Raw genomic sequence first — 17,608 nt, 5'->3', positions numbered from 1 at the left:
GACTCTAGTCATCTGACCTGGTCCAGAGGTCGCAGGAACCTGTCGATATCGGAGATCACCGCGTCGATCTGCGGCTGGAAGAACGACTGCTTGTCCTTGGCCGCCTGACGTTTCACGATGTCGTCCACATTGGACGAGGAGACGACCAGACCTGGTGTGACCAGCCAGCCCTCGGGCAGCTTGCGGACGTCCTTCGCGCGCTGCGCCAGCAGCCACCCGCCGATCGCACCCTTGACGAAGTGCTCGGCCGACACCAGCGCGAACAGGTGGCCGTCCTTGACGCCCTGCAGCGCCTTGGGGTCGAGGCTGAACGCGCCCGCCAGCCACTTGCCACCGGTGTTCGCCCGGATCGTGGCCAGGTTGACCGCGTCGATGTCGCCGGTGCCCAGGAACGCCAGGGCGTCCGGGTTCGCGGTGACCAAGGTCTGCCACGCGACCATGTTGGCCGGCGCGTCGCGCTGGGTGTCCGACGGGCCCGTCACGCGGACGTTCGGCAGCTTCTCGGTGAACCGGTCGCGCATGCCCTGGGCCCGCTGGTCCAGTGCGGGCTGGGCGGGGGAGTTGTTGCCCAGCACGATCTTGCCGGTGCTGCCGGACGGCAGGCGTTTGATCGCCTCGTCGGCCAGCATCCGGCCCAGCTCGTAGTTGTCGTTCTCGAGCAGGAGTTTCACGCCCGCGCCGGGCGCGATCTGGCCGCCCGCGACCGCGATCAGCGGGATCCCGCTGTCCTTCGCCTCGGCCATCGGGCCCGCGAGCAGTTCCGGGGCGACCGCCGACACGGCGATTCCGCCCTTCGCCTTGGTGGTCAGGTCGCGGAACAACTCGACCTGCTTCAACCCGTCGTGCGTGGGCGGACCGGTGGTGATGGACTCCACTCCACCGGCGATGCGCGCGCCGGCGCCGAAGCCGTCGCTCATCTCGTTGGAGAAGTCGCGGCTCGTGTTCTGGGAGAGGAAACCGATTGTCGGCCGATCAGCGGATGTTTTCTCGGTTCCGCACCCGCTCAGGGCTGCTACCAGCATCAACCCGGTGGAAACAGTCAACGCGAAGGAACGTGAAAGAAGCGCCATTGGCCGCCAATCCCTGATTGTTCGCGGCGCTCGACGCTACTCGACCACGGTGAGTGACGGTATTTGGCCGGTATTCCCCCATTTCGTGTAGCGATGACGGAATCCCGGCCGAATCGCGCTACGATCACCCGTCCATGTCCGAGTGACACGGGATTACGAATGCTGTGGAAGTGGATCGAAGCTCGGGCCACCGCGCGGGCGTCGGTGGCCGGTCTGTCGATCGGCTTGATCACGCTGGCCGGACTCGCGTTGTGGACCAGCCTGAGCATGCAGAGCACCAACGCGCACCTGCGTGAGCTCAACGAGACCAGCGACCGCTGGGGGCAGGTCGTCCAGCACGTGGACGTCGCCGACCACGCGATGGGCGACTACCTGCGGGCCGGCGGCAAGGGCGCGCTGCGTGAACCCCTCGCGATGGCGGCCGGCGCCGACCACGACAGCCTGCGCTGGCTTGCGGAGCACGGTCTCCCGCCCGACGTCCGCGCGGCCGCGAAGATCAGCACCCTGTACTCCGACTACGCGACCCTGCTGCAGGAGATGCTGGTGCTCGGCGACGCGGGCGACGCCAGGGCGTTGCGCCTGCACGCGGACCAGGCCGAGCTCACCGTGGCGTCACTGCGCAAGCAGCTGGCCTCGGTCGTGCAGCTCAAACGCCTGGAGACCACCGACTACCTCAAGCGGGCCGACCTGCGGAACCAGCAGCTGCGCCTAGCGGCCACCCTGGCGTTCCTCGTCGACCTCGGCCTGGTCGGCCTGTGCGGCATGGCCCTGCTCGGCCACCGCCGCAAGATCCTCAGACAGGCCGCCACCAGCGAGCACGAGGCCACCCACGACTCGCTGACCGGCCTGGCCAACCGCGCGCTGCTCACCCAGCGCACGACGCAGGCGTTGAGCCGCAACACCCCGCTCGCCCTGCTGCTGATCGACCTCGACCGCTTCAAACCGGTCAACGACACGCTCGGACACGCCTTCGGCGACCGGCTGCTCAAGCACGTTGCGGACCGGCTGCGCGAGGCCGTGCGCGACGACGACACCGTGGCGCGCCTGGGCGGCGACGAGTTCGCGGTGCTGCTGCCCGACGTGGGCGACGCGGCCGTGCGCGTGGCCGAACGCGTCCACCAGGCACTGGACGTCCCGGTCGACCTGGACGGACTGTCCCTCGAGGTCAGCGGCAGCATCGGCGTGGCGACGTACCCGTCACTCGGCTGCGCCGACGTGCACGACCTGCTCAAGCACGCCGACATCGCCATGTACGCGGCCAAGCGCGGCCGCCTGGGCATCGCGGTCTACGAGCCTGGACTCGACGAGTACACCACCGCCGCGCTCACCGTGATCAGCGACCTGCGCCGCGCGATCGACCAGGGCGAGCTCGTCCTGCACTACCAGCCGAAGGCCGCCGTCCACAGTGGCGCCGTCTGCGGCGTCGAGGTGCTCACGCGCTGGCAGCACCCGACACGGGGCCTGCTCGGGCCGGACCAGTTCATCCCGGCGGCCGAGGAGAGCGGCCTGATCGAACCGCTCACCCTGTACGTCCTGGACGGCGCGCTGGTACAGACGCGCACCTGGGACGTGCCGGTCTCGGTGAACATCGGCGCGCAGTGCCTGCACAACCGCTCGTTCCCGGAACAGGTGGCCGAGGCGCTCGCCCGCCACGACGTCCCCGCGGACACGCTGACGCTGGAGATCACCGAGAGCGCGATCATCGCCGACCCGCAGTGCGCCACCGAGGTGCTGCGCCGGCTGAAGGACCTCGGCGTGCGGCTGTCCATCGACGACTTCGGCACCGGCTACTCGTCTATCGCCTACCTGCGCACCATGCCGGTGCACGAGATGAAGATCGACCGGTCGTTCACCACGAACATGCTCACCGACGCGAGCAGCAACGCCATCACGCGGTCGCTGCTCGGGCTCGCGCACAACCTCGAGCTCGAGGTGGTGGCGGAGGGCGTGGAGGACCACGAGACGTGGTCGGAGCTGGCCGCGCTCGGGTGCGACATCGTGCAGGGGTACTGCCTCAGCAAACCGTTGCCCGCCGACGAGTTCGCGGTGTGGCTGGAGGAACGCGCGGCGCTGGAGCGTTGACGCGGAGTGTGTTCCGCGTGTGCACGGCGCGTGTGGTGGGCTTCGGCAGGGTGTTCTGCGTCATTCATCTTGGAAAGGAACACCCGTGTCCCAACAGACCTACCAGCCGCCCATGCCGCCGCACACCCCCGTGCAGCCGAAGAACGGCTTGGGTATCACCGGGTTCGTACTCGGAGTGACGGGTCTGGTCTTCTCACCCATCCCGATCGTCGGGATGATCGCGTGGCCGCTGGTGATCCTCGGCCTGATCTTCTCCGTGGTCGGCCTCGTCCGGGTCAAGAAGGGCAAGGCCACCAACAAGGTTCTGTCGATCTTCGGCATCATCCTGTCGGTGATCGGCCTCGTGGTCTGCATCGTGTGGGTCGCTGTGATCGGTTCCGCGGTCAACGAGGCCAAGGAGGAGGTCGAGCGCGTCGCCGAGGTGACCTATGACGTCACCGGTGACGCGAAGAACGTCGACGTCACCTACGGCGAGGTGCTCAACCCCGTCGACGAGAAGGTGACGACCCTGCCGTGGACCAAGCAGGTCCAGAACAAGGGCGTGTACAAGGGCGGCATGCTCACGGTCACGGCCGACGAGAACGGCGGCACCGTCTCCTGCAAGATCACCGTGGACGGCAAGGTCGTGTCGGAGAAGACCGACAGCGGGCCGTTCGCCTCGGCGGTCTGCACCGGAGTCTGACCTCTCGTGAGTGGTTTCCGTTGCCAGAGCGACGGAAACCACTCACGAGGTCACTTCAGGGCCAGGTTGAAGTATCCGCCCGCGGAGATGGCGGTGACGCCGGAGGCGGCGACCTCCGGCACCGTGCTCTGCCCGGCGTTGTTGTACCACCAGGCGACGACCTGGCCGTTGTCCTTCAACGCCAGGCTGTGCGCCGATCCGGCGCTGATCGCGGCGACGTGGTCGTCGACCTCGATGGGCATATCGAGCTGGTGGTTGGAGTTGTTGCCCCAGCCGATGATGTGGCCGTCCTTGAGCGCCAGCATGAACGTCGAGCCGGTCGCGATGGCGGTGACGCCGGACTTGGCTTCTTCAGGCACATTGCACTCGCCGAAGCGGTTGGGGCCCCAGCAGAGGACCTCGCCGTCCTTCAACGCCGCGCTGAAGTACATGCCCGCGGCGATGGCGTCCACTCCGGACTCCGCCTCGGGCGGCACCGCGGTCTCGCCGTGGTTGCCGAAGCCCCACGCCACGACCTTGCCGTTGGTCAGGGCCAGGCTGTGCAGGTATCCGGCGGAGATCGCCGTGACGTCCTTAGCCGTTTCCGGTGGTGGCGCCAGCGTCTGGCCGGGGTTCGTGTAGCGGCCCCACGAGCGCACGCCGCCGTTCTTGATGGCCAGGTTGTGCTTGTACCCGGCGGAGATCGCGGTCACGCCACCACGGCGCAGGTCGATCGGCACGAACGTCAGGTCGTTGCTCGAGTCGCCCCACGCGATCGGTATGCCGTCCTTGAGCGCCAATGAATGCGTGAGGCCGCCGCTCACTGCGGTGGCGCCCGCGGCGACCGATGCCGGTGGGGCGGACTGGCCGTAGTAGTTGCTGCCCCACGCGATGACCTGCCCGGTGGCGGCGTTCGCCTCGGCCGGGATCAGGGTGATGGCGGTGGTGGCCGCGAGGCACAGAGCGAGTGTTCTGATGGTCGTCTTCCCTTCTCGGGGTGGGGGACGACCAACAGGTTCGCTCGGTTCACCACACGCTCGTTGCACCCGTCGTGCACAGCGCGAGCAGCGCCCGCAGCTTGACCTTCCCGACCAGATCGCGTTCGTCGGTCAGCAGTTCCGCCTCGGCCAGCGCCTCCGCGGCCCGCTCTGGGCACGTCTGGGCGATGAGCCGCAACGTGGTCACCTGCTCGGACACGGCGCCCAGTTCGCGGAACGTCGCCAGGCTGTCCTCCAGAGTCGCACCGGCGTCGACCACTCCGATGCAGGCCAGCGCCCGTTGCGCCGCCGCCACCAGCGGGCGTTCGCCGATCTCCTCAGCCAACCCCAAGCTCTCCTCGAAGCACCGCAATGCATCCGGACCACCCGCTGACGCCAAACCCAGGTCGTACAGGGCGTTGGCCAGCGCCGACCGTTCGCCGAGTGACCGGAACAGCGCGACGGCCTCGCGGCCCGCGGACCGCGCCTCTTCCAGGTCGTCCATCAGCAGCCGGGTCCACGCCACGTCGGTGAGTGCGAGCGCGACCTGCCGGGTCTCGTCGAGTTTCCGGGCGAGCGCCAGCGCGCGTTCACTCGCAGCCAATGCTGCGGGCAGCCGGCCCAGCCGCCCGAGCACGATCGAGGCGCCCCGGCACGCGGCGGCCTCGCCGAAGCCGTCGCCCTCGGCCCGGAACAGCTCGACCGCGTGGTGGGCCAGCGGCAGCGAGCGCTCGGGTTCGCCGTTCACCGCCAGGAAATGCGCCTGGTTGCTCAGGGTGCACGCCAGGGCGTGCCGGTCGCCCAGCCGCTCGAACGCCACGCGGCAACGCTCGAACCCGGCTGCCACGTGGTCGTAGTGGCCACGGTGGAAGTCGATCAGCGTGAGCACGAAGTCGGCTCGCGCGGCGATCCGGTCGTCCCCGGCGTCGCGCAGCAGCTGGTGCAGCGCACGCATCTCCGCCCATTCGCTGCGGCTCCACAGCTTCACGGTGAGCCGCTCGGTCAACGCCGCGGCCTCGCGGTGCCAGCCGACGGCGCACGCCAGGCGGACCAGGTTGACCAGCGTGTTCTGCTCGGCGGTGAACCACGCGACCGGGTCGTCGTGGTGGCCGCCGTCGGCCAGGCGGATCAGCAGGAACGACCGCGGCATCGCGCGCGCGGCCTCGTCGGCCAGCGTCAGCGCGGTGTCCAGCAGGCGCCGCGTGGCGAGCAGGCGGTCGGCCGCGGGGTCCTCGTCCTCCGCGCGTTCGCGCCCGAACACGCGCAGCAGGTCGTGCATGCGGTACCGCGCCTCGCCCGCGGCGTCCAGGCCGGCGGGGTCCAGCAGGCTCGCCTCGACCAGTTCCTCCAGCACCGGGTCCACGTCGTCGGTGTCCAGCAGCGCCGCGGGCGCCCACGCCGCGACGCTGTGCGGGCCGAGCAGCCCCAGCCGCCGGAACGCGGTGCGCGCGGGCGCGGTCAGGCCGCGGTAGGACAGGGTCACGCTGGCCCGCACCTGCAGCCCGCTGATGGCCAGCTCGTCCAGCCTGCGGCGTTCGTCGACCAGCCGTTTCGCCAGGAACGCCAGCGTCAGGTGCGGGCGGGTGGCCAGCCGCGTGGCCGCGATGCGCAACGCCAGCGGCAGGTTCCCGCACAGCGCCACCACCTGTGCCGCGGCGCCCGGTTCGGCCTGGACGCGGGCCCGGCCGACGACCTGTTCGAGCAACGTGTGCGCCTCGGCGTCGTCGAACGGCAGCACGGCAAACCGTTGCGCGCCAACGAGTCCGCTCAGCTTCCGGCGGCTGGTGATCAGCACCGCGCAGCCCGGCGTTCCCGGTAGCAGCGGCACGACCTGCTCGGGCGACGCCGCGTCGTCGAGCACGACGAGCACGCGCTTTCCGGCCAGCCTGGCCCGCAACAGCGCCGCGCGTTCGTCGAGGTCCTCCGGAATCGCCGGCCCGGCGACCCCGATGGCGCGCAGCAACGCGGCCGGCGCGTCGGTCTTCGGCTCCGGCGACGCGCCCGCGAGCCGGGTGAACAGCTGGCCGTCGGGGAAGTCCGCCCTGGTCCGGTGCGCGACGCGCAGCGCGAGCACCGTCTTCCCGACGCCCGGCTCACCGGTCAGCACGACCACCGGCACCGCGGAACCGTTGGCGCGCAAGGCATCCGCCACATCGGCCGCGATCCGGTCCCGGCCCGCGAAGTCGGGGATGTCCGGCGGCAGCTGGCAGATCGGGAACTCGGACTTCACCGGCGTCGGCGGCTCGCCGCGCAGGATCTCCTCGTGCAGCTGCCGCAGCTCCCGGCTCGGCTCGACGCCCAGCGTCTCGGTGAGCGTCGCGTGCGCCTGTCGGTAGGCGGCGAGCGCGTCGGCCGGACGGCCCGCGGCACACAGCGCGGTCATCAACTGGGCCCACAGTCGTTCCCTGGTGGGATGTCCGGTCACCGTCGCCTGCAGCTCACCGACGAGCTCGGCGCCGTGGCCGGCCGCCAGTTCGGCGTCGAAACACTCCTCGACCAGCGTCAGCCGGGTCGCCTCCAGCCGGGCGATCTCCGGTTCGAGCACCGGGACGCTCAGGTCGAGCAGCGGGCGGTCCCGCCACTGCTCCAGGGCGGCGCGGTAGTGCCGCGGGTCCCCGGTCCGCCGCGCCCGTTCCGCCTCGTCGCGGAACACCTGCAGGTCGAGCGCGCCCGGCGTCAGGACCAGGCGAAACCGGGCGTCGAAGTGCTCGATCCGCAGGTTCAGCCGGTCGCGCAGCCGGGACACGTAGGTGTGCAGGTTCGACAGGTACGACTTGGGCGGCGCGCCCTCCCACAGTGCCTCTACCAGGCGCGTTACCGACACGGGCTCGTCGGTGTGGAAGAGCAGCACGGCGAGCAGGGTTCTCAGCCGCGCACCGCCGACGGCGACGGGGGTCCCGTCGCTGGTCGAGACGGTCAGGGGGCCGAGCACTCCGAACTGCACCGCGCAGACAGTAGACGCTCGGACGGTGCTTGGTAACCGGTTGGACGGTGTTCGAGAGATTAATTCACCTGCACCACGGATCGTACAACTTGTGCACCGTGCAAGCGTCTGGGATCCACTGCGGACGGTCGCGTTCCTGAATTTGGCTACAGGCATGGAATCGGGGAGTGTGCCCATACTGCGCACCGGGGATGTTCTGAGGGGGACATGGTGTTGCGCAGAATCTTTGTTTGCACTGCCGTCATGCTCATCGTGCTCGCGGCACCGGCGCACGCGGCACCGGCACCGGATGTCGCGTATGTACGCAATGGTCAGGACTGCATCGGCCCCGCGGACAAGTCCCTGGACGCGCCGGTACGGATGGAACTCGACCAGGCGCATCGCTTCGCGACCGGCAAGGACGTGAAGGTCGCGGTGATCGACACCGGGGTGAACGAACATCCGCGGCTCAAGGGGCGGCTCGAGGGCGGCGGTGACTACGTCGACAGGTCGGATGGTCGCAAGGACTGCGACGGCCACGGCACCGAGGTCGCGGGCGTGCTGGCGGCCACCGACATCGGTGTCGCACCGGAGGCGACGATCATGGCGATCCGCCAGTCCAGCGACCGCTACGAGTTCAAGGGCGGCAACCCGCCCCGCAAGAAGGCGGGCACCGTGCAGACCCTGGCGCAGGCCATCGTGCACGCCGCCGCGTCCGGCGCCGCGGTCATCAACATCAGCGTGACCAACTGCGAGAAGCCGCATGCGTTGTCCGACAACGACATCGCGCTGCGTGACGCGATCAAGTACGCGGTCGACGCCGAGGACGCCGTCATCGTGACCGCCGCGGGCAACCTCGGCCCCACCGGCTGCGCCGAGCAGAACGACAACCTCGACCCGGAGAACGTCAAGGTGGTCGCGTCACCGCCGCGGTTCGCCGACGACGTGCTGTCCGTCGCTTCCATCGGCCCGGAAGGTGCGGTGTCGCAGTTCAGCGTGTGGGGCCCGTGGGTCTCGCTGGCCGCGCCCGGCGAGGGCATCGTGACGCTCGACCCGGCGGGCGCCGGGCTCGTCGACGCCGTCGTGGATCCCGAGTCCGGCAAGCCGCAACCGATCGTCGGCACCAGCTTCGCCTCGCCCTACGTCGCGGGTGTGGCCGCTCTGGTGCGGGAACGGTTTCCGCGGCTCAACGCCCGCGAGGTGATGGCCCGGTTGAAGGCGACGGCGCAGCATCCGGGCAACATCGACGGGCGGGACCACAAGGTCGGGCACGGCATGGTGAATCCGGTCGCCGCTCTGACCGCCGTGATTCCGGCGGAGCAACCTGGGGCGGTGCCCGTGCGGCCGGCGCCGATGATCACGGTGGTGAACGCGCCGCCCGCGAAGGACTGGGAGCCGATCCTGTGGGCGCTGGGCGGGTCCGGGGCCGGGTTCGTGCTGTTGCTGCTGACGTTGTTCGTCATGCACACGGTCAACCGGCGTCGTTGACCTCCTTGCGCCGCAACCAGAAGCTCACGCCGAACGCGATCAGTCCGGCCAGCACGAGCACGCCGAGGAAGATGAGGTAGCCCAGCGAAACGGGATCCGAGGAAAGGAACAGCTCGCCGAGAACGCCGCCGCCCGCGACCAGCCCGGCGCCCTGGGCGAAGCCGAGCACCCGCCACAGCCGGGTGCGGGCCGGCTCCGGATCCTCCTCGACAGGTGGTGGCAGGCTCGCGCGGTAGCGTTCGATCAGGTGGTCCTGCAGCTCGGCGTGGCGGAACTGGTAGATCGGACCCACCGCCCGCAGCAGGCCTATCCGGTGCGCGTCGTCCAAAAAGGACATCAGTCGCAGCGGAACTCTCTTACGCCGGGCGAGATGCAGTGTCGTCACGACGTAGGCGATCCACGGGCTGCGTTCGGTGAGGACCGCTACGGCGAGCCCGATCACCGCCCACGCCGTGATCAGCAGGGCGGAGAAGGCCGGATGGCTGAGATCCCTCGGGAAAGCGATCAGCACACCGATGACGGCGTAGCCGATCGTGCGGGCGACCACACCGTCCTGGGCCGCCTTCAGTGAGTCGGCGGGTGTCGCCGACTCGTTCTCCGGGGAAGACGTTCGCCACACCGACAACGCGCCCACCAGGCCGACGATTGAACAGATGACGATCGCGCCGAGGATCGACCTGGAGGTGAGATCGACGCCGATCCACGTGGGTGGTGGCGATCCCGCGATCCCGAGCCATACCCGATAGACCAGCCACTCGATGAGCGCGAGCAGCAGTCCAAGGGCCGGTCCCGCGACGAAGGCTCCCAGCATCAGGAAGAGCACGAAAGCGCCCCACTGCCGCGGTGTGCGCAACGCACCGTAGGTGAGGTGGTTCGTGGTGGCGGAGTTCGCCGTGGTCGCCGAGAGCAGTCCGAGCAGGCCGCCGAGCACGCTCCACACCGGCACCATCACCCAGGCGCCGGGATAGTCATCGGGCCGGAACTGCGGATCGACCTGAATGCCGAAGCCGACGACGACGCCGAACACCGCTCCCAGCACGACTCCCGCGCCGATCATCGTCCACGGCAGCACCCAGCGCGGCAGCGCGTCCCGCCCCAGCTGCCACCAGCGGAAGTCGCGGGGAGTCTCCGGCGTCTTGGGCCAGTACCCGAGCGGCCGGCCGAGGTTCTGCGCGATGGTCTGCAGCCAGGCGTCGACCTGGTCCGCGTCGAGTTTCGTGCGCGGGTGCAAGGGGCCGCCGAGCCGCGGGTGGTGCGGCCGGTCCTCGACAAGCGCCGGGATCAGCATGCCGAACAGGTGTCCGCGCAGCTCCTCTGGTGTTTCGAAGCGCAGCAACGCCGCCGGATCGCCCTCACGGTGCGCGGTCACCCGCAGCAGCCACAGACCCAGCGGGGTAGAGACCACGCTGGTGAGCGCGGCGGGCGGCTGCGGGCTCTCCAACGCCTCCACCACCTCCGTCCACGCCGGCGGCAGCGCCGGTCGCACCCCGCGCAGGTAGTCCGCCGCCCCGGTCGGGGTGAGCGGCTCGGGTTCGATCACCAACGCCGACGCGAGCACGTCACCCGCCTCGCGCACCACCTCGGCGTACTCCTCCGCGCGGCTGGTGACGATCAGCCCCGGCAGCCGGTGAGCCGCGACGTTCAGGCTCGTGAGCACCTGCGTGCCGATGTTGTGCGGCACCTCGTCGAGACCGTCGAGCACGGGCAGGACGAGCCCCTCCTCGACCAGCGCCTCGGCGTCGAACCGCGGGTAGTCGCGCCGCAGCCGCTCGGTGAGCCAGTCGAGCACGGTCCGGTCGCCGCTGACGTTCCAGTCCGTCAGCGACATCAGCACCGGCACGGGATCCCCGGCGCGGCGCGGTTCTCCGACGAGCCGCAGCAGCAACTGCACCGCGAGCGTGGTCTTGCCGGTGCCCGGACCACCGAGGACGGCGAGCCGTCGTTCGCGCGACGCGAGAAACGCCTCGACGATCTCGTTCAGCCCGAACGCGTCCCCGGCGAGTGACCCGTGGTCGAGCAGCCGCGGATCCTCGGCCAGCTCGGGGCGATCTGCGAGCCGCCACCGCACCCTGATCCCGGGCTGCATGCCACGCCGCCCGGCCTCGGCGCCCCACTGCTTCTTGACGGCTTTGGCGAGCTCGTCGACGTCGGCGGATCCGGCCGGCCGCCGGAACCAGGCGAGCACGCCGAGCGCGGCGAGAGCCACCGGTAGGAGCAGGCCGCCGGTCAGCTGGGCCACGTTGGCGGCGTCCTGAAGTCCCTGGCGCCGCAACACGAAACCGGTCACGACCAGCAGCGCGATCACGCCGCACAGGCCGATGACCAACCCGGTCCGCCGCCACCGTCTCCGCGCCATGGATCACAGCATGCATGATCTGCCGATGACCGAGGACGATCTGCTGGAGAAGTACGGCCTGAGACCCACGGGCGCGCAGCTGGACGAGGTGCGCGGCATCCTCACGCGGGAGATGCGCGAGCCGGAACCCGACGTCGGCCTGATGAAGCTGTGCTGCGTTCAGCTTTTCCTCAACGGCTCACTCGAGGACGCGCCGCTGATCTGGGAGGCCAAGGAGTCCGGCTGGGACGCCCACTGCTCGATCGACGTCCAGCTCCTGTGCGGCGCGGGTCTTGAGGCGACCCTCGCGCACCTCGAGGGCGAGGCGCTCGACTACCTGAAGTTGTGCGTCGAGTCGGGTGACTTCGAGGACTTCTCGGTTTCGCGGCAGGCGGAGTGGTACGCCGAGTACTACGAGGAATGATCATCGGGTTTCCTTATCGCCCGGCATTCCTTGATCACCCGGCCTGGGTCGTTCGGACGTAGGTTGCCGCGGATGAGAGCGCTGGTCCTCGCCGCCCTGCTGGTTCTCGCGGCCTGTGAGCCCACGGTCAAGTACCAGCCGACCGGGCTCCCCGTCGAGTTCTCGTTGAGCGCCAACGGGGACATCGCGGTATCGCGGACCACGCAGATCGTGACTCCGATCGGCACCTTCAAGTTCGAGGTGGCGGCGAAGACGTCGCTGTCCGGGTCGTCGTCGCAGACCGTGCTGGCGATCAACCACTACTCGGGCGGCGAGTCGGTGCAGAGCCGGTACCGGTTGGACGTCGGCAGTGAGGACGTCAAGGTGTGCGTGTCGGGACAGGCCGAGGTGCTGCCCGACACGGGCAACCACGCCGTCGTGGTGAGCGCCATCGACACCGCCACGCGGATCACCGTCGTCGCCCGAGGCGAGACGTGTCCGTCGGGTCCGGTCGAGTACACGCTGAGGGTGGAGCACAGCGGGTTGTGCCTGGACATCCCGTTCGCCGACCCCTCCGACCACGTGAACCTCCAGCAGTACACCTGCCACGGTGCGCCGAACCAGCGGTGGCTGTTGCAGCAGACGAGCGACGGCTACTACCGGATCAAGTCGGTCGCGACCGGGAAGTGCCTGGACGTCCCGTACGCGAGCCACAACGCCGGGGAGATCGTCCAGCAGTACCAGTGCCACGACGGGACGAACCAGCAGTGGAGCATCTGGCCCACCGGCATCGTCGCGAGGCACAGCGGGATGTGTCTCGACATCCGGGCGGGAGCGCTGGGCGATCACGGTGTGCTGCAGCAGTTTCCGTGCCACGGCGGAGCGAACCAGCGCTGGAGTGTCATGTGAGATGACAGATGATGTTGTCTCAGGTTACAGTCGAGGCGTGGGGGAGTTCTACGGAATCGCGGAGATCGCGGACGCGCTGGGCCTGAGCAGGCAGTTGGTGGCGGTGTGGCGGCGACGCAGGTCGCATGGCATGCCGGACCCGGACGCGGAGCTCGCGTCCGGCCCGATCTGGCGCGCGGAGACGGTCGCGCCCTGGATCGAACGGGTGCGGTCACGGCTCGGGCTGCAGGGCGGCCAGACGGGTGCGACCAGGGCGCTGGCGCTGCGCACGTGCCGGCGCGTGCTGCGGCTGGTGGCGTTGATGCTGGAGGAGTCGACCCGGTTCGAGCTGCTCGACAAGGCCGCCGACCAGCTGCGCGAGCTCGTGCCGGAGATCGACCGGTGCGCGAACGACGTCGTCGGCTCGTTGTTGCGCGAACTGGTCGAGCCGGTGCGCGACCCGGACGAAGCCGTTGAGCTGGTTCAGGTCCAGCTCATCGAGGTGCTGCCTGCGGTGACCGCCCTCGCGCGCAACATGCCCGGCTAGAACAGTTCCGACGACGGCATGGGACGACCGACCAGGAAGCCCTGCGCCTGGTCGCAGTTGAGCTGACGCAGGATGTCGAGCTGCACGGTGTCCTCGACCCCTTCGGCGACCACGGTCAGGTCGACGGCGTGCGCCATGGCGATGATGCTGGTGACGATGGCCTCGGCGTCCTCGGAGGAACCCAGTCCCGACACGAACGTGCGGTCGATCTTGAGGGTGTCCAGCGGCAACGTCAGCAGCTGCGCCAGCGACGAGTAGCCGGTGCCGAAGTCGTCGATCGCCAGACGGGCACCGAGGTCGCGCAACGCCGCCAGCGTGCGGGCGGCCAGCTTGGGTTCCCGCATCAGGGCGCTCTCGGTGATCTCCAGGCACACCGCGCTGGGCGGCAGGCCCGTGGTGCGCAGGACGTTGCGCACGGCGGGCACCAGGAACGGGTCGTCCAGCTGGCGCGCCGACAGGTTGACCGTCAGCTGCAGGTCCGGTTTCGTCGTGGACCGCAGGGAGACGATCTCCGCGGACGCGGCGTACAGCATGTGCGCGCCCACGATGTTGATCAGATCGCTCTCCTCGGCCAGCGGGATGAACTCGCTGGGCGAGATCGGGCCGTACGACGGGTGCGTCCACCGCAGCAGGCCCTCGACCGTGTTGATCTCACCGGTCCGCAGGTCGGCGATCGGCTGGTAGGCGAGCCACAGCTGGCCGGTGCGCGGCGCCTCACGCAGGTCCTGTTCCAGCTGCAGCCGGCGCTGGGTGCGTTCGCGCAGGTCGACGTCGAAGAACGCGTGCCGGCCGCGGCCGCGCGTCTTCGCCTCGTACATCGCCAGGTCCGCGTCGCGCAGCAGGTCGGCGCCGCCGCGGGTGTCCTCCGGCGCCGCGATCACGATGCCGATGCTTGCGTCGACGTGCAGGTTGCGGCCTTCCAGCTCGATGGGTCTGTTGAGCTCGGCGCGGATGTGGTCGGCGAGCGCCGTGGCCTCGGCCTTGCTGATGATCCCGTACGCGACGACCACGAACTCGTCGCCGCCGAGCCGGCCGACGACGTCACCGCGGCGGACGCTGCGGGTCAGCCGCGTGCCGATGACCTTGAGCACCTCGTCGCCGACGCTGTGGCCGAGCGAGTCGTTGATGACCTTGAACTTGTCCAGGTCGATGAACAGCACCGCGGTGTGGCCGGAGCGGTGGCCGCGGGCGCTCGGGCTGAGCCGGTCGATGGTCACCGTCCGGTTGAACAACCCGGTCAGCGCGTCGTGCGTGGCCTCGTGCTCCAGCCGGCCGTCGATCATCCGGCGCTCGGTGATGTCGGTGAACGACACGACGACCGCCGACGGCAGGGAGCCGGGCGTCAGGGCGCGGCTGCTGACCGACAGCCAGATGCTCGCCTTACCCGGCCGATCCACGCGGACGATCCGGCCGTGCTGCGGCTGCCCGGTCAGCCGCGTGTGGACCGACGGATAGTTCGACGGCGGCACCAGGGCGCCGGTCTCGTCGAAGAACGCGGCCGCGGTGATCGGCGTGCCGACCGCGATCTCCTCGTGGATCCCCAGAATCCGCTCGGCCGCCGGGTTCACCGACTCGACCAGACCGGACGGCCCGATCACGATCACGCCTTCCTCGATGGCGGCGACGACCGTGGTGAAGTGCTGTTCGGCGCGGCGGCGCGCGGTCTCGTCCGCGCAGATCAGCACGTACCCGTCGTCCATCCGCGCCACCGACACGCGCACCGCGAGGGCGCTGCCGTCGGACCGGCTGTGCACGGTCTGCACGACCCCGCCGCCCTCCAGCACGGACGACGGGTCCAGCGACGCGCCGACCACACGGTGGATCGGCCGGCCGATCGCCTCGGCGGACGAATACCCGTACACCTGCTCGGCGCTCGGGTTCCAGCTGGTGACGACACCGTTCGCGGTGGTCGCGATCAACGCGTCGCTGACGTGGGCGACCAGCGCGGCCTGGTAGTGCACCGCCGCCGCGGCGGCCTTGGCCGCGGTGACGTCCCGCATGATCACCTGGAACGCCGGGCGGCCCTCCCAGGTGGTGCGCACCGAGACGGACTCGATGTCGATCGTGCCGCCGTCGAACCGCAGCAGCACGGCCTCGGCGGGTTCGCTCGCCGCACCCGGCGCGTTCAGCTCCGAAATGCGCTGCAACATCTGCGGAACCGAGTCCGCGTGCACGAAGTCGGTGATCGGCCGGCCGAGGATCTCGGCGTCGGACCTCGCGTGCACGAACCGCACCGCCGCCGGGTTCGCGTACACGACGTGCCCGGCCTCGTGCACCACGATCGCGTCCGGCGACAGTTCGATCAGCAGCCGGTACCGGTCGGCCAGATCGGTCAGCGCCTGCTGCTGCAGACGCTGGCTCGTCACGTCGCTCGCGACACCGAGCAGGGTGCGTTTGCCGTCGTGCTCGGACACCCTGGCCCGGAACAGGATCCACCGGACCTCGTTGGCCGGGGTCTTGCACTCCTGCTCCAGCTCGAAGGTCTGCCACACCGCGGCCGCCTTCGCGGCGACGGTCAGCGGCGCGATCAGGTCCGCGAGGCGGGCGCGCACCACCGGTTCGTCCGAGCCGGACAGGCCCAGCATGTCGTCCAGACCGGATAGCCAGGCCACACCGTCGGAAGCGAAGTCGTACCACCACACCACGGCCGACCCGGCCGAGAGCGCGAGTTCGACGAGGACCTCCTGGTCGAACTCGGCGTCGCCCATGAGCTCCTTCACCGCGTGGCCCCCAGGCCCGTAGTCAGGTCCGATTCGTGGTGGCGCCATCGGGGAGTAGTACTACATCGAGGACGTAATTCCCACCCGTCTGATGCGTCCACGGTGTGCCGTTATATCGGACCGCGTCCATGGTGGACCACTGGAAGCGGATGTGCCTACTCGTGTGTCATCGCGGTTACCATGGTCACGCCTGCCCTTGAACAGCACGTCAACGGTTGCTCTCTTCGGCGGATCGCGCTGTATGAGTTCGCTTCTGGGTGAGTTTGCTTCTGTGAGTTCGCCGGCGGGCGGTGTCAGCTCTCGAGGTGAGGGGGAGCGAAATGACCGTGCAGGGCATGCCGATCTGCGGAATCGGAGTCGTCAGCGGGTACGGCTGGGGCCGCGAACCGCTGTGGAACGGTCTGATGAGCGGAAAACCCGCGGCCAGCATCGTGTCCGGACTGGCCGAACATCCCGGCGACACCGTGTGGGCCGCCTGTGTGTCCGACGACGGCGGTGACCTCCAGGACGGACCGAGCCGGTTCGCCCAGGCCATGCGCGCCGCGGCCCGCGAAGCGATCCACGACGCCGCCGACCGCGGCTGGCGGCCGGGTCGTCGCGTCGGCCTCCTGCACGCCGTCGTGCTCGGCGAGGTCGACCTGTGGCGCGAGTTCTACACCACCCGTGGCGGATCTCTGTCCGTACACGACTACCTGGCGCTGATGCCGTCCACGCCGATGTCCACCTTCATGCAGGAGTACGGGTTCCACGGTCCGGCGATGAACGTGTCGGCCATGTGCGCGTCCGGCAACGCGGGCCTCATCACCGCGAAGTCCTGGCTGGACGCCGGAATCGTCGACGACGTCGTGTTCGTCGCGACTGATCTTTCGCTGACCCCGGAGAACGTCTCGCACTTCGTCCGGCTCGGCGTCGCGATCGCCGACGCGGAGCCGTTCGACGCGTGCCGCCCGTTCCAGCAGGGCAGCCGCGGTTTCATCATGGGCGAGGCGTCGGTGTCCTTCGTGCTCTCGTCGCGCGCCGATCGGCCATATGCGACAACGCTGGGTGGCGCGATGTCCCATGACGCCTACCACGTGACATCGATAGACCCGAACCTTTCACAGATCACAGCCTGTTTCGAGGACGCGCTGGAGAACGCCCGCGTACCCGCGTCCGCCGTGCGTTACCTCAACGCGCACGGTCCCGGTACCGCCCAATGCGACCGGGCCGAGGCCGCCGTGCTGGACCGTTTGTTCCCGGAAACCGAGGTGTACTCGGTAAAACCGATGACCGGCCACTGTCAGGGCGCGGCGTCCGCGGTCGAGGTGGCCGTTGCCGCCCTCGGCTACGACCGGGGCGTCCTACCCGCGCCACCTGTCGTCGCACCGGGACATCCCCGCCTGCTCGACGGACCGTCGCAGGTGGCAGACGGCATCACCGTCAAATCCTCTTTGGGAATGGGCGGTCACAACTCGGTAATCGTGCTGGCGCCACCGGCCTGAGTGATTACCGCCTCATGGAAACGCTCTACTGCT

At 69.5% G+C, this 17,608-nt stretch carries 12 protein-coding genes; 7 read left to right on the top strand and 5 right to left on the bottom strand.

Going from position 1 to position 17,608, the window contains the following annotated elements:
- Positions 1 to 8: 8 nt before the first annotated feature.
- Positions 9 to 1,022, bottom strand: coding sequence for a sugar ABC transporter substrate-binding protein (locus tag QSK35_RS06460; RefSeq protein WP_285743217.1), 1,014 nt, complete (start codon positions 1,020 to 1,022; stop codon positions 9 to 11).
- A 207-nt stretch (positions 1,023 to 1,229) separates the two neighbouring features.
- Between QSK35_RS06460 and QSK35_RS06455 the strand changes: the two genes are divergently transcribed.
- Positions 1,230 to 3,152, top strand: coding sequence for a putative bifunctional diguanylate cyclase/phosphodiesterase (locus QSK35_RS06455; protein ID WP_285743215.1), 1,923 nt, complete (start codon positions 1,230 to 1,232; stop codon positions 3,150 to 3,152).
- 85 nt (positions 3,153 to 3,237) lie between these two features.
- Positions 3,238 to 3,834, top strand: coding sequence for an MmpS family transport accessory protein (locus QSK35_RS06450; RefSeq protein ID WP_285743213.1), 597 nt, complete (start codon positions 3,238 to 3,240; stop codon positions 3,832 to 3,834).
- A 50-nt stretch (positions 3,835 to 3,884) separates the two neighbouring features.
- Here the strand turns inward: QSK35_RS06450 and QSK35_RS06445 are convergent, their stop codons facing one another.
- Both QSK35_RS06445 and QSK35_RS06440 read right to left on the bottom strand, forming a co-directional pair.
- On the bottom strand, positions 3,885 to 4,859 hold the full coding sequence (locus tag QSK35_RS06445; protein WP_285743211.1) for an RCC1 domain-containing protein: 975 nt from the start codon (positions 4,857 to 4,859) through the stop codon (positions 3,885 to 3,887).
- Positions 4,840 to 7,734, bottom strand: coding sequence for an AfsR/SARP family transcriptional regulator (locus tag QSK35_RS06440; protein ID WP_285743209.1), 2,895 nt, complete (start codon positions 7,732 to 7,734; stop codon positions 4,840 to 4,842). Before QSK35_RS06440 ends, QSK35_RS06445 begins: the two co-directional genes overlap by 20 nt.
- A gap of 243 nt (positions 7,735 to 7,977) precedes the next feature.
- Here QSK35_RS06440 and mycP point away from each other — a divergent pair, with 243 nt between their 5' ends.
- Entirely contained in the window at positions 7,978 to 9,201 is a 1,224-nt protein-coding gene (gene mycP, locus QSK35_RS06435; protein ID WP_285743207.1) for a type VII secretion-associated serine protease mycosin, read from the top strand.
- On the opposite strand, the gene QSK35_RS06430 is transcribed toward mycP, so the two are convergent.
- Positions 9,185 to 11,557: an NACHT domain-containing protein gene (locus QSK35_RS06430; RefSeq protein ID WP_285743205.1), complete on the bottom strand. Its 2,373-nt coding sequence runs from the start codon at positions 11,555 to 11,557 to the stop codon at positions 9,185 to 9,187. The genes mycP and QSK35_RS06430 overlap by 17 nt on opposite strands.
- Before the next feature lie 25 nt (positions 11,558 to 11,582).
- Between QSK35_RS06430 and QSK35_RS06425 the strand changes: the two genes are divergently transcribed.
- The 3 genes from QSK35_RS06425 to QSK35_RS06415 all read left to right on the top strand — a co-directional run bounded on the left by QSK35_RS06425 (position 11,583) and on the right by QSK35_RS06415 (position 13,374).
- Entirely contained in the window at positions 11,583 to 11,960 is a 378-nt protein-coding gene (locus tag QSK35_RS06425; RefSeq protein ID WP_285743203.1) for a hypothetical protein, read from the top strand.
- Between the two features lie 72 nt (positions 11,961 to 12,032).
- Positions 12,033 to 12,848 (top strand): RICIN domain-containing protein, encoded by an 816-nt coding sequence (locus tag QSK35_RS06420; protein ID WP_285743201.1) that lies wholly within the window; start codon positions 12,033 to 12,035, stop codon positions 12,846 to 12,848.
- Between the two features lie 37 nt (positions 12,849 to 12,885).
- On the top strand, positions 12,886 to 13,374 hold the full coding sequence (locus QSK35_RS06415; protein ID WP_285743199.1) for a hypothetical protein: 489 nt from the start codon (positions 12,886 to 12,888) through the stop codon (positions 13,372 to 13,374).
- Here QSK35_RS06415 and QSK35_RS06410 read toward each other — a convergent pair.
- Positions 13,371 to 16,082, bottom strand: a complete 2,712-nt coding sequence (locus QSK35_RS06410; protein WP_285743609.1) for an EAL domain-containing protein — start codon at positions 16,080 to 16,082, stop codon at positions 13,371 to 13,373. The two genes, QSK35_RS06415 and QSK35_RS06410, sit on opposite strands and share 4 nt — an antisense overlap.
- 332 nt (positions 16,083 to 16,414) lie before the next feature.
- On the opposite strand from QSK35_RS06410, the gene QSK35_RS06405 reads away from it, so the two are divergent.
- Complete coding sequence (locus QSK35_RS06405; RefSeq protein WP_285743197.1) at positions 16,415 to 17,575, top strand: beta-ketoacyl synthase N-terminal-like domain-containing protein; 1,161 nt, start codon at positions 16,415 to 16,417, stop codon at positions 17,573 to 17,575.
- The last annotated feature ends 33 nt before the right edge of the window (positions 17,576 to 17,608 follow it).

It is taken from the genome of Lentzea sp. NBRC 105346, from assembly GCF_030269605.1.
Lineage (GTDB): Bacteria > Actinomycetota > Actinomycetes > Mycobacteriales > Pseudonocardiaceae > Lentzea.
This window is presented reverse-complemented; position numbering and strand designations above follow the sequence as displayed.

What these genes read in the sequence shown, in the direction of transcription:
- QSK35_RS06460 (WP_285743217.1), bottom strand. Translation starts at nt 1,022, where the DNA reads ATGCTGGTAGCAGCCCTGAGCGGGTGCGGAACCGAGAAAACATCCGCT.
- QSK35_RS06455 (WP_285743215.1), top strand. Translation starts at nt 1,230, where the DNA reads ATGCTGTGGAAGTGGATCGAAGCTCGGGCCACCGCGCGGGCGTCGGTG.
- mycP (WP_285743207.1), top strand. Translation starts at nt 7,978, where the DNA reads ATGCTCATCGTGCTCGCGGCACCGGCGCACGCGGCACCGGCACCGGAT.
- QSK35_RS06430 (WP_285743205.1), bottom strand. Translation starts at nt 11,557, where the DNA reads ATGGCGCGGAGACGGTGGCGGCGGACCGGGTTGGTCATCGGCCTGTGC.
- QSK35_RS06425 (WP_285743203.1), top strand. Translation starts at nt 11,583, where the DNA reads ATGACCGAGGACGATCTGCTGGAGAAGTACGGCCTGAGACCCACGGGC.
- QSK35_RS06420 (WP_285743201.1), top strand. Translation starts at nt 12,033, where the DNA reads ATGAGAGCGCTGGTCCTCGCCGCCCTGCTGGTTCTCGCGGCCTGTGAG.
- QSK35_RS06410 (WP_285743609.1), bottom strand. Translation starts at nt 16,082, where the DNA reads ATGGGCGACGCCGAGTTCGACCAGGAGGTCCTCGTCGAACTCGCGCTC.
- QSK35_RS06405 (WP_285743197.1), top strand. Translation starts at nt 16,415, where the DNA reads ATGACCGTGCAGGGCATGCCGATCTGCGGAATCGGAGTCGTCAGCGGG.